Origin of the sequence: Blastococcus sp. KM273129, assembly GCF_021698995.1 — a bacterium.
GTDB lineage: Bacteria > Actinomycetota > Actinomycetes > Mycobacteriales > Geodermatophilaceae > Blastococcus.
On sequence record NZ_SSXB01000052.1, the window covers coordinates 16,787 to 28,499 of the forward strand.

11 protein-coding genes are annotated in these 11,713 nt (G+C 75.1%); 8 read left to right on the forward strand and 3 right to left on the reverse strand.

What is annotated here, in order from left to right; all coding sequences use genetic code 11:
- Positions 1 to 313: 313 nt before the first annotated feature.
- Together E9565_RS14765 and E9565_RS14770 are read right to left on the reverse strand one after the other, a co-directional pair.
- Positions 314 to 553: a hypothetical protein gene (locus tag E9565_RS14765; protein WP_236835657.1), complete on the reverse strand. Its 240-nt coding sequence runs from the start codon at positions 551 to 553 to the stop codon at positions 314 to 316.
- Positions 554 to 1,244: 691 nt separating this feature from the next.
- Entirely contained in the window at positions 1,245 to 1,964 is a 720-nt protein-coding gene (locus tag E9565_RS14770; RefSeq protein WP_236827630.1) for a TetR/AcrR family transcriptional regulator, read from the reverse strand.
- A gap of 104 nt (positions 1,965 to 2,068) precedes the next feature.
- Between E9565_RS14770 and E9565_RS14775 the strand changes: the two genes are divergently transcribed.
- The 8 genes from E9565_RS14775 to E9565_RS14810 all read left to right on the forward strand — a co-directional run bounded on the left by E9565_RS14775 (position 2,069) and on the right by E9565_RS14810 (position 10,865).
- Positions 2,069 to 4,213, forward strand: a complete 2,145-nt coding sequence (locus tag E9565_RS14775) for an acetate--CoA ligase family protein (RefSeq protein WP_236835659.1) — start codon at positions 2,069 to 2,071, stop codon at positions 4,211 to 4,213.
- A gap of 31 nt (positions 4,214 to 4,244) precedes the next feature.
- Positions 4,245 to 4,982, forward strand: a complete 738-nt coding sequence (locus tag E9565_RS14780; protein WP_236827628.1) for an enoyl-CoA hydratase/isomerase family protein — start codon at positions 4,245 to 4,247, stop codon at positions 4,980 to 4,982.
- Between the two features lie 62 nt (positions 4,983 to 5,044).
- Positions 5,045 to 6,181: an acyl-CoA dehydrogenase family protein gene (locus tag E9565_RS14785; protein ID WP_236827627.1), complete on the forward strand. Its 1,137-nt coding sequence runs from the start codon at positions 5,045 to 5,047 to the stop codon at positions 6,179 to 6,181.
- Complete coding sequence (locus E9565_RS14790; RefSeq protein ID WP_236835661.1) at positions 6,178 to 7,257, forward strand: acyl-CoA dehydrogenase family protein; 1,080 nt, start codon at positions 6,178 to 6,180, stop codon at positions 7,255 to 7,257. The genes E9565_RS14785 and E9565_RS14790 overlap by 4 nt, the downstream gene beginning before the upstream one ends.
- The gene (locus tag E9565_RS14795) at positions 7,254 to 8,480 is read left to right on the forward strand and encodes an NAD(P)/FAD-dependent oxidoreductase (protein WP_236835663.1); all 1,227 of its coding nucleotides are present in this window, start codon (positions 7,254 to 7,256) and stop codon (positions 8,478 to 8,480) included. The genes E9565_RS14790 and E9565_RS14795 overlap by 4 nt, the downstream gene beginning before the upstream one ends.
- Positions 8,481 to 8,537: 57 nt before the next feature.
- On the forward strand, positions 8,538 to 8,732 hold the full coding sequence (locus E9565_RS14800) for a hypothetical protein (RefSeq protein ID WP_236833547.1): 195 nt from the start codon (positions 8,538 to 8,540) through the stop codon (positions 8,730 to 8,732).
- Positions 8,729 to 9,757, forward strand: coding sequence for a hypothetical protein (locus E9565_RS14805; RefSeq protein WP_236827623.1), 1,029 nt, complete (start codon positions 8,729 to 8,731; stop codon positions 9,755 to 9,757). Before E9565_RS14800 ends, E9565_RS14805 begins: the two co-directional genes overlap by 4 nt.
- Before the next feature lie 58 nt (positions 9,758 to 9,815).
- Positions 9,816 to 10,865 carry a hypothetical protein gene (locus E9565_RS14810; protein ID WP_236835665.1) on the forward strand — a complete coding sequence of 350 codons (1,050 nt, stop codon included), beginning with the start codon at positions 9,816 to 9,818 and terminating at the stop codon, positions 10,863 to 10,865.
- 10 nt (positions 10,866 to 10,875) lie between these two features.
- Here the strand turns inward: E9565_RS14810 and E9565_RS14815 are convergent, their stop codons facing one another.
- Positions 10,876 to 11,496, reverse strand: coding sequence for a hypothetical protein (locus E9565_RS14815; protein WP_236827621.1), 621 nt, complete (start codon positions 11,494 to 11,496; stop codon positions 10,876 to 10,878).
- Between the last annotated feature and the right edge of the window lie 217 nt (positions 11,497 to 11,713).

Consider the following 11,713-nt stretch of genomic DNA (forward strand, 5'->3'; position numbering starts at 1 on the left):
GAGGTGGAGCCGGGTTCCAAGCTGCCCACGCGCGGGTTGACCCGGACCAGCGGACCTCGAGCCGCGTCTGCACGCGGCTCAGGGTTAGGTGGAGCGGCTCAACCCCCGGGCTGGCCCGGATCCCGGCTCGACGTGGCCACCCAGCGCTCCCCTGCCCGGCTCGAGCGGACTGCCTCCCCTTCAATCACGGCGGAGGTCCGGGCGTGCTGAGACTCGACCAGGGCAGGGCCGGGACCATGGCTACAGGCCTCATCCACCGCCTTTCGAGGACCTCCCCGCGTCCTTGAGTGGCCCACTATGGGAGACGTCCCCGTCACTGGGGATGGCGGTGCAGCCATAGGCGCATCCGGATCGCAAAGCTGAGTCCAGACAAATAGATGGCAGTCGCCACGGCAAGACACACCCACATGGTTGGTGTGCCGTCGAAATATCTCAGCAAGACGGCGCCGAAGAAGGTGCCCATCCATACCCCGTGCCAGAGCTGTGAAGCCGCCTGCTCCGCCCGCCAGCGGGCGAATGGCTCGTCGGCCGGATCGATGAGGCGACCGAACACCAAGTCTTCGACGATCTTCCGGCGTCGAGATCGGTCCAGGGACAGGTACGGCGCTCTCGCGCGACCTTGTCCGCGATGCCGCCCCCCGCTCACGGACCGATTGTCGGCTGCTGGGCGTGCGCCCTTGAGCCGCCTTCCGTCCCAGAGCGGCCCACTGAGGGCTACTCCGCAAGAGGCCGGTACTTCTCCCGAAACCGGTTGACCGGCATGGTCGCCAGGTCTTGCTGGACCTGGTTCAGGAGGTGCCCGACCGAGTCACCGGGAGGAGCAGACGGTCGGAGTAGCCAACGTGCGCCGCTGCGGTCTTCGACGGATACGCGGTCACCGCGCCACCGTCGGCGCATGTGACGGGCGTGCAGTGCTCGAGCTGCTGGTACGTGTTCCGAAGCGGGCGGGACGTGGGCACACATGGCAGCTTGATCCCGAAGGTCGTGGTCTTCCTCGTAGATGCACTCAGCGCATGCGTTGAGCACCAGCGAAGTGCCGGGGTGGTGGCTCCAAGCGTGTCCACAGTCGGGGCAGCTAGGAGTGGTCACGACACGGGAGGCTAGCCGCCGATGTGCAGCAGGGCGGGTGTCCCTGGAGCCGCCTCCGGGGCCAAGAAGCAGGGCTGCCGCCACGGTGGCGTCGGAGGCGGATTCGTACCCGCCGAATGCCTTGCTGCCCATCCACCGCCGGCCGATTCGGGCGTTCAGCGGGGCGGGGTCAGCCCCAGGGACTGCGCCCACAGCCGGGTGAGCGTCTCCACCAGGCGCTCCTGCTCGAAGTCGCCGCCGAGCACCAGCCAGTAGTGCACCAGCCCGTTCACCATGGCGACGAGGGCGTGGGCGCTGTACTCGGCGTCCAGGTCGGCCGCGACCAGCCCGTCGGCCTGGTACCGCTCGATGCTGTGCCGGACCCGGCCGACCATCCGCTCGCGGGCGCCCTGCCGGACGGCGCGCACCTCGGGGTCGAAGGTGGTGACCTGCTCGAACAGCGCCATCAGCGCGGTGTTCTCCCGGTACATCGCGACGAACCGGCGGTTGGCCCGCTCGATCGCGGCGACCGGGTCTACGAGGCGGTCACGCGCGCCGCCGTCGTCCGCGCCGCTGCCTGCCTCGGCGCCGCTACCGCCCTCCGCGCCGCTGCCGAGGGAGGCGTAGAGGTCGTCCATCGTGGCGGCGACGAGGGCCCGGAAGACGTCGGTCTTGGACCGGAAGTATGTGTAGAAACTGCCGTGCGCGACGCCGGCCGCCGCCGAGATGTCGGTGACGCGGGCGTCGAGGAACCCGTCCCGCTCGAACACCTGCCGGGCCGCGTCGAGCAGCCGCCCGCGCATCGCCCGGCCGCGCTCGGTGAGCGGGGTTGCGGGGCCCTCCGCGGCAGCGACCGCGGCGGCGCCCGGCTGCTCGGTCGGACCAGGGAGCTGCACCAGGAGGCCTCCTTCCCGGGACGCCCGGGCACGGTTGACACTGACGTCGGTGTCAACTTAGCTGGTCGTGCCCATCCCGTCGCCCGCCCGGAAGGCGGATCACGTTGACCGGTTCGTCGACCGACTCCCGCCCCGGTGGGTTCGGCGCCCTGCTGCGGCCGCGCGGGATCGCCCTGCTCGGCATCTCCGGCCGCACCGAGAACCTGATGTCCCGGCCGCTGCGCTACCTGGTCGAGCACGGCTACACCGGCGCGCTGTACCCGGTGAACCCCAACTACGAGGAGCTGGTCGGGCAGAAGTGCTACCCGACGCTGGCCGACGTCCCCGGGCCGGTGGACCTGGTGCTGGTGCTGGTCGCCGCCGACCGGGTGGAGGACGCGATCCGGCAGGCGGCCGCGGCCGGCGCCTCGGCCGCGGTCGTCTACGCCTCCGGCTTCGCCGAGGTGGGTCCCGACGGGCTGGCGCTGCAGCAGCGGCTTGCCGCGGTGGCGCGGGAGACCGGCGTCCGGGTGCTGGGCCCCAACTGCCAGGGCTTCCTCTACGCGCCGACCGGCGTGGTCGCCACCTTCACCGCGGCCGCCGACCGCCCGCTGACCTCCGACAGCGGCGTCGCCTACGTCGGGCAGAGCGGTGCCGTCGGCGGCTCGGTGCTCGACCTCGCCACCGACATGGGGCTGGGCCTGTCGTTCTGGGCGAGCACCGGCAACCAGGCCGACCTCGACCTGCTGGAGGTCTCCCGGGAGCTGCTGGAGGACCCGGCCATCCGCGTCCTGATGCTCTACGTGGAGGCCACCGACGACGGGCAGGCCTACGCCGAGCTCGCCCGCCGGGCGCGCGAGACCGGTCGGCACCTGGTGGTGCTCCGATCGGGCCGCTCCAGCGCCGGGCGCCGGGCGGTGGCCAGCCACACCGGCTCGATGCTGGGGGACGACGTCGCCTTCGTGCTCACCTCCGAGGAGCACGGCGTGGTGCTCGTCCACGACATCGACGAGCTGCTGTCGGTCGCGGCGCTGCTCTCCACCGGCAAGCGGTCGGAGGGGCGGCGGATCGCCGTCGTCACCACCTCGGGCGGCGCCGGCAGCCTCGCGGCCGACCAGTGCGAGGACCACGGCCTGGAGATGCCGGAGCTCTCCGCCGACACCCAGGACCGGCTGCGCCCGCTGATCCCGGCGTTCGGCGCGCTGGCCAACCCGGTCGACGTCACCGCCCAGCTGTTCAACCGGGGCGCGCACGCCTTCGGTGACGTCTGCCGGATCGTCGCCGACGACCCGTCGGTGGACGCGATCGCCGTCTTCGTGACGATGGTCGTGGGCGACGCCGGCGCGCGGCTGGCCGAGGACCTGGTGCTCACCGCCGCCAAGCTGCCGGTGCCGCTGCTCGTCGGCTGGATCGCGGGGCAGGAGCTGACCACCGAGGGCCGGCGGGTGCTCCGCGACGCGGGCATCCCGGTCTTCGGCTCGGTGGGCGGGGTGGTCCGGGCCGCCGCGCGCATGGCGCCGCCGCCGCACCGGGGAGCGGCGCCCGCGCTGCCGCCCGCGCCCGAGGTGCCGGCCGCCCGGGTCCGCGAGCTGCTGGAGGCCGACGTCGTCGACGGGGCGGAGCTGCTGCGCGCCATCGGCGTCGCCCAGCCCGCCGCCACGCTGGTGACGACGCCCGAGGCGGCCCGCGAGGCGGTCGCCGCGCTGCCCGGCCCGGGGGTGCTCAAGCTGGCCGCCGGCGACCTCGCGCACAAGAGCGAGGTCGGCGGGGTGCGGGTCGGGGTGCCCGCCGAGGAGGCCGCGACCGTCTTCACCGACCTGGTCGAGGCGGCTCGCCGGCACCACGTCCCGGACGTCGAGGGGGTGCAGGTGCAGGAGCTCATCCCACCCGGCACCGAGCTGATCCTCGCCGCGACCGCCGGCCGCGACGGCTTCCCCCCGGTGGTCACCGTCGGGCTGGGCGGGATCACCACCGAGCTCTACCGCGACATCGCCTCCGGCCTCGCACCGGTGACCCCGGAGCGGGCCTGGTCGATGCTGCGCAGCCTGCGCGCCTGGCCGCTGCTCGCCGGCTTCCGCGGTGCGCCGCCGGCCGACGTGGCGGCTGCCGTCGACGCGGTGGTGCGCCTGTCGCAGGCCGCGGTTGCCGGGGGTGACAGGCTGGCCGAGTTCGAGGTCAACCCCCTGATCGTCGGGGCGCAGGGCGGCGGGGCCACCGCCGTCGACGTGCTGGTGCGCACCACCGGCCAGCGCGCCCCGCTCGGCGAATAGCACCACTCACACAGAGAGGCAGGACTCCCGCGTGGGACAGGTACACCTGGAGAAGCAGGGCGGCGTCGCCGTCCTCACCCTCGACAACGTCGAGGTGAAGAACGGCCTGACGCCCGAGATGGGCATGCAGCTGTCGGAGCTGTGCGACGAGGTGGACCGCGACCCCGCCATCGGCGCCGCGGTCGTGCGCGGCAAGGACGGCATGTTCTGCTCGGGCGCCGACCGCCGCCGCTGGACGGCCGGTTCCGACCAGGCCGAGGACAAGACCTACAAGGAGCTCGGCGCGGTCTACCAGGCGTTCCGCCGGGTCGGCCTGCTGCAGGTGCCGACGATCGCCGCCGTCCGCGGTGCCGCCGTCGGCGCCGGCATGAACCTGGCCCTCTCCACCGACCTGCGGATCGTCTCCGAGCGCGCGCGGCTGCTGGCCGGCTTCCTCCGCATCGGCCTGCACCCGGGCGGTGGCTACTTCACCATCAGCTCCCGGACGGCGGGGCGCGAGGCGACCGCCGCGATGGGCCTGTTCAGCGAGGAGATCGACGGGCTCCGCGCCGCGGAGATCGGCCTGGCGTGGAAGGCGGTGCCGGACGAGGAGGTCGAGGACCTCGCGATGGAGCTCGCCGGCCGCGCCGCCAAGGACCCGGAGCTCGCCCGCGAGGCGGCGCGCTCGTTCCGCACCGAGTCCGGCCCGCCCGGGATCGGCTGGGAGGCCGCCCTGCACTTCGAGCGGGCCACGCAGATGTGGTCCCAGCGGCGGCGCGAGACCGCCTGAGCACACCCCGCCGGGCCGCCTGGTGCGGCCCGGCGGGCACCCCCGACCGGAGGAGCCCGGCCATGCAGTTCGGCGCCACACCCCTCACCCCCGCCGAGGAGTCGCTGCGCGCCGAGGTGCGCGGCTTCCTGGCCGCGGAGCTGCCCGCCGGCCACCGCCCGGCGCTCGGCTTCGCGGGCCGCTACGACCCGGACTTCTCGCGGAGGCTCGCCGCCCGCGGGTGGGTGGGCATGGCCATCCCGCCCGAGTACGGCGGGCACGGCCGCAGCGCGGTGGAGCGCTTCGTCGTCGCCGAGGAGTTGCTGGCCGCCGGCGCCCCGATCGGCGCGCACTTCGTGGCCGACCGGCAGACCGGCCCGACGCTGCTGCACTTCGGCACCGAGGAGCAGCGCCGCCGCTTCCTGCCGGGGATCGCGGCGGGGGAGATCTACTTCTCGCTCGGGATGAGCGAGCCCGACTCGGGCTCGGACCTCGCCTCGGTGCGCACCCGTGCGACGCGGGTGGACGGCGGGTGGAGCGTCACCGGCACCAAGGTGTGGACCAGCGAGGCGCACCGCAACCACTACTTCGCCGTGCTGTGCCGGACCTCCCCGATGGAGGAGGGCCGCAAGCACGCCGGGCTCTCTCAGCTGATCGTCGACCTGCGCGCCGACGGCGTGACCGTGTCGCCGATCCCGTACCTCGACGGGTCGCACCACTTCAACGAGGTCGCCCTCGAGGACGTGTTCGTCGCCGACGACATGGTCCTCGGCGAGATCGGCTCGGGCTGGCAGCAGGTGACCAGCGAGCTCGCCTACGAGCGCAGCGGGCCCGACCGGTGGCTCTCGACGTTCCCGGTGCTGCGCGAGTTCGTGCGGGAGGGGGCCGGCAAGGCGGTCGCCGACGACGAGGCGGCGGTGATCGGGCGGCTCGCCGCGCGCGCCTGGGCGATCCGGGGGCTGTCGCTGTCGGTGGCCCGCGCGCTGGACGCCGGGCAGGTGCCGGTGGTCGAGGCGGCCCTGGTCAAGGAGGTCGGCACCCGGTTCGAGCAGGACCTGGTCGAGGCGCTGCGGGGCGCCGCCGAGACGGAGGTCGACCAGGGCACGGGCACGCTGTTCCAGCAGCTGCTGGCCGAGGCCGTGCTGACCTCGCCGTCGTACACGCTGCGCGGGGGTACCACCGAGATCCTGCGGTCCGTGGCCGCGAAGGGGCTGGCATGAGCGAGCACGGCACGATGCTGACCGAGGTGGCCACCGGGCTGCTGCGCGACCGGTGCACCCCCGAGGACGTCGTCGCGGCCGAGGCCACGGGCTGGAGCGAGCGGCTGTGGTCGGCGCTGGCCGAGGCGGGCTTCCCGTACGTGTCGGTGCCGGAGGAAGCGGGCGGCTCCGGCGGCGACGTCGCCGACGCGTGCGCGCTGCTGGCCGTGGCCGGGCGGTTCGCCGCGCCGGTGCCGCTGGCCGAGAGCGGGCTGCTGGCCGGCTGGGCGCTGGCTGCCGCGGGGCTGGAGCTGCCGGAGGGACCGGCGTCGGCGGCGGTCGGGCGACCCGGTGACGTGGTCGAGCTCTCCGGCGGGCCCGGGACGTGGCGGCTGACCGCGCGGGTGCAGCGGGTGCCGTGGGGCGGCCGGAGCACCCGGGTGGTGCTGCTGGCCTCCGTCGGCGGGGAACGGTACGTCGTCTCCGCGCCGACGGCGGTGGCGCAGGTTCTCGGGGGCCGGAACCTCGCGGCGGAGCCCCGCGACACCCTCAGCTGGGACGACGCGCCGCTCGCCGACGAGGCGGTCGCGCCGGCGCCGGCGGGTGTCGACGCCGACGCGCTGCGGCTGCGCGGGGCGCTGGGCCGGGCGGCGCTGATCTCGGGCGCGCTGGCGCGGGTGGCCGAGCTGACCGTCCGGTACACCGGTGAGCGGCAGCAGTTCGGCCGGCCGGTGGCCCGCTTCCAGGCGGTGCAGGCGCACCTGGTGACGATCGCCGAGGAGGCGGAGTTGGCGCGCATGGCCGTGGAGGTGGCTGCCCGGAACGCGCGGCCGGACCCCGGTTCCTTCGACGTCGCCGCGGCCGCCGCGGTGACCGGGGAGGCGGCGACCGTGGCGGCCCGCGCCGCGCACCAGGCGCACGGGGCGATCGGCATGACGAAGGAGTACGAGCTCGGCCAGCTCACCCGGCGGCTGTGGTCGTGGCGGGACGAGTTCGGCAGCGAGCGGGCGTGGGGCCGGGAGCTCGGGCGGCGGCTCGCCGAGGCCGGTGCCGACGAGCTGTGGCCGCGGATCTCGAGGGGGCTGGTGAGCGCATGAGCACCGACTGGGACGTCGCCGTCGTCGGCGCGGGTGTCGCGGGGCTGTCAGCGGCCCGGGTGGCGGCCGGGGCGGGGCTGCGGGTGGTGGCCTACGACCGGATGGCGCCGGGCGGGCAGCTGGTCAACCTGACCTCCGTGCACGACCACCCGGCGCCGGGGGAGACCGCGGACTCGGCCGGCCTGGTGTCGCGGCTGGTCGCCGAGGCGCAGGCGGCCGGTGTGGTCATGGCCTTCGACGAGGTGACCCGGGTGCGGTCCGGCACGCCGGTACGGCTGGAGGCGGGCGCCGGGGCGGTGACCGCGCAGGTGGTCGTCGTCGCCACCGGGCTGGGGCCGGGGCGGCTGGGGCTGCCCGGCGAGGAGGAGCTCGTCGGCCGCGGGATCTCCACCTGCGCCGGGTGCGACGGGCCGCTGTTCCGCGGCCGCGCGGTGGCGGTGGTGGGCGACGACGAGTGGACGGCCGAGGAGGCGCTGGAGCTGGCGGAGGTGGCCTCGGCGGTCACCGTGCTCGTGCCGGGGGAGCCGCGGTGGGATGCCGACCGCGCTCGCCGGCTGGCCGCCGCGGAGCGGGTCGAGGTGCTCCCCGGGGTGCGGGTGACCGCGCTGCGGGGGGAGGGCGTGCTCGCGGCCGTCGTCGTCGAGACGGCCGGTGGGCCGCGGGAGCTGGCGGTCGAGGGGCTGTTCACCTACGTGGGACGACGGGGGCCGGCGGGCCTGGTCGAGGAGGTGCCCGCCGATGCCGCGGGCCGGTTGCCCGCCGAGGGGGTGGGCGCCGCGGCCGGCACGGTGCTGGTGGCCGGGGACGCGCGGTCGGGTGCGGTGCAGTCGGTGGCGGCCGCGATCGTCGACGGGACGGCGGCGGGCGAGGCGGCGGTGGCCGCGCGCCGGGCCGCGGCGGGTCCGGCGCCGGGGGGTTCGGCGTCGGCGGCCGCGCCGTGGCTGCGCGTCGTCGACCCGACCTACGGCGTGCCGGCGGACGAGGCCGACGGCGCGGTACCGGAGGGCGGCGGCGCGGACTGGACCGAGGTGGCGCTGTTCTCCAACTCCAAGCCGAACGCCACCGAGCTGCTGCGCGGGGTGGGCGACCGGCTGCAGGAGCACTGGGGGCTGGCCGAGCTCGGGTTCGCCAGCAAGCCCAACGCCTCGGCGGCGGCCGACAAGGACGTCATCGACTGGCTGGCGCAGCGCTACAAGGTGGTGCTGGTGGCGGTCGGTGACTAGGGCTCGTGCTCGTCGTGGAGTCTCCACGACTCGGTGGAACTGGAGAAGCGTGGCGTCGTGGCACCGCTGCTGGTGACCTCGACGTTCCTGCCGCTGGTGGAGGCGCAGGCGAAGGCGCGGCGGGTGTCGCCGCGGGTCGTCGTCGTGCCGCACCCGGTGGGCGGGCTCAACGAGCAGGAGCTCGCGGAGCGGATCGAGGTCGCGGCCGGTGCCCTGCTGCCGCTGGCCGACGAGGCGCGGGGGAGCGCATGACCGAGGTGATCGACCTCCCCGGGGTGACCGAGGAGAACTGGCACGAGGTCGCCTGGGAGCGCGGCTGGGGCGACGGGCTGCCGACGGTGCCGCCGACGCCGGAGCGGGTGGCGGCGGCGCTGGCGGCGCTCGACGGCATCGACCTGGAGCTGGGGCCGGTACCGCCGTCCGGGCTGGTGCCGACGCGGGAGAGCTTCGCGGCGAACGCCGTCATGGCCGGGTGCCGGCCGGCCGACCTGCCGGTCGTGCTCGCCGCGGTGCGGGCGCTGCTGGCGCCGGAGTACAACCTGCACGGCGTGCTGGCCACCACCCACCCGTGCGCGCCGCTGGTGATCGTGAACGGGCCGGTGCGGACGTCGCTGGGGGTCAACAGCGGCACGAACTGCTTCGGTCAGGGAACGCGGGCCAACGCGGTGATCGGGCGGGCGGTGCAGTTGCTGACGACGCACGTCGGCGGGGCACGGCCGGGTTCGATGGACCGCTCGACGCAGGGCGGGCCGGCGAAGTACACGTGGTGCTTCGGGGAGAACGAGGAGGAGAGCCCGTTCGAGCCGTTCTCGGTGCGCCGCGGGTTTGCGCCGGGGGAGTCGACGGTGACGGTGGCGGCGTGCGAGGGGCCGCACAACATCAACGACCACGGCAGCACGACCGGCGAGGGGCTGCTCATGACGATCGCCGGGACGATGGCGCAGACCGGGTCGAACAACCTGTACGTGAAGGGCCCGCACTTCCTGGTGCTGGGGCCGGAGCACGCGGCGACGCTGCACCGCGACGGGTGGACGGCGGAGGCGCTGCGCGAGCGGTTGTGGGAGCAGGCGCGGGTGCCGGTGGCGAAGGTGTCGGAGGAGAACCAGCGGCAGTTCGAGGACTGGGGGGTGAAGCCGGACGGGGAGTTCTACCCGGTCAGCACCGGCCCGGACATGCTGCACATCCTGGTCGCCGGCGGGGCGGGGAAGCACTCGGCGTGGATCCCGTCGTTCGGCGCGACGGCGGCGGTGACGCGCCCGGTGCCGGTCCGCCCGTGAGCACGGACCTCCCGAGCCCCGAGCTCCCTTCCTCGGACGTGCCGACCCCGGACCTGCCGTGAGCCTCTCGGAGCTGCCGCTGGTCGAGGCCGGCACCGATCCGGCGTCGGTGCTGGGCGACCTGCTGGCGGCCGGGCACGGGGACGGGCTGCCGGTGGTGCCGCCGACCGCGCCCCGGCTCGCGGTGATGCTGGACGGCGTGGCGGCGCCCGACGAGGAGCTCGGGCTGGTGCCGCCGCTGTTCGGACCGCTGACGGTGCGCTCGGTCGCCTGGTACGCGGTGCTCGCGGGGTGCCGGCCGGGGGAGCTGCCGGTGGTGGTGGCCGCCTGCCGCGCGGCGCTCCAGGAGCGGTTCAACCTGCTGGGGCTCTCGACGACGACGGGTGCGCCGGCGGTCGCGGTGCTCGTGCACGGGCCCGTGACCAGGCGGCTGGGCATGACGTCGGGTTCCGGTGGGCTCGGGACGGGCAACCGGGCGAACGCCTGCATCGGGCGGGCGGTGTCGATGGCGCTCGCGGGCATCGGGGGTGCCACGGCGGGGGTGACCGACATGGCGACGATCGGGCAGCCGGCGAAGTACACGTGCTGCACGGCGGAGGCGGCGCGGCCGCTGCCGTCGCTGGCGCAGCGGCGGGGGCTCGGGGTGGACGTCGACGCGGTGACGGTCAGCGGCGTCGGCAGCGTGGTGGAGACGCTGCCCGGGGAGGGCTACCGGGAGCCGCCGTCGGTGCTCGGACCGGCCGCGGCGGCGATGGCGGGCGTCGCGCTGGCCTCGGGTGATCCGCAGCGGGCCGGGCTGGGGGAGCAGTTCCTCCTGCTGCCGCCGGAGCCGGCCGAGCTGCTGGCGGTGCACGGGTGGGGGTACGAGCGGATCGCGGAGTTCCTGTTCGAGCAGGGCAGCGCGCTGCTGCGGGGCTCGGCGTCCGCGCTGGCCTTCCGCGCGGGGTTGCCGGGGTATGCGACCGCGGGCCTGCAGGTGGCGGGGTCGGCGGCCGACGTGCACGTCGTCGTCACCGGGGGCGCGGGCGTGAAGATGCTGCTCCTGCCGACGTGGCCGGGTGGGTCCCGGTCGGTGACGGTGCCGGTGCGGGCCCTCAGACCGGGCTGACGGTCGCGGGTCAGACTGTCTCGGGGACGCGGAGTTCGGCCACCACGAGGTCGAAGGTGGCGACCTCGACCACCTCGGCCGCCATCTGCGCGCTGAACTCCTCCCGCAGGTCGGTGGCGCGGTCGAGCGCGGCCTGCATCTCGTCGCGGGAGTCGTAGGTGACGGCGGTGGTGGCGCGGCCGCTCGCCGGGTCGACGAGCACGCTGACCGAGCAGAAGCCGGGGAGCTCCTCGAGGCGGGGGACCATGCTGACGCCGAAGGCATCGGTCATCCGGTCGAGCCGGCCGGGGTCGCCGCGGGTCCAGGTGACGCGGGCGCATGCGGTGTCGGGCGCGGGATGCCTGCGGTGCAGGACGGCGATCGTCCACTCGTCCACGACCGCCGGACCGCCGAGGATGTCGCTGGCGCGCGCTCGCATGGCCTTCACCTGGGGAGCGCTGCGGTGGAGTGCGGTCGTGTCCTCCCAGGCGCTGGTGACGATGCACCGGCCGGAGGTCCGGTCGGCGAGCATGGAGAGGCCGATGAAGCCGTCCATGCCCATGACCGCGGGCAGGACGCGGGTGCGGATGTAGACGATGCCCCGCTCGACCTGGTCGGGGTTGCCGGCGATGGTGGTGGAACGCGCGTACATGCGACGGCTCCTCTGGCGAGCGGGCGGGGCCCGGGCGACGCGGCTGCGCCGCCCACTGTCCTCGCCGTCGCGCCGCTTGGGAACGGATCCGATCGCGGGTGTTCCGGTGGCGCAGCGGCGCGGGTCAACGGGTGGCTGAGGGGCCAGTGGCCCGGCGCGGCGCCGCACGACTCACAAGGTGATCGGGTCGGGTGGGGCTTCCTCGTCGAGCCAGGGT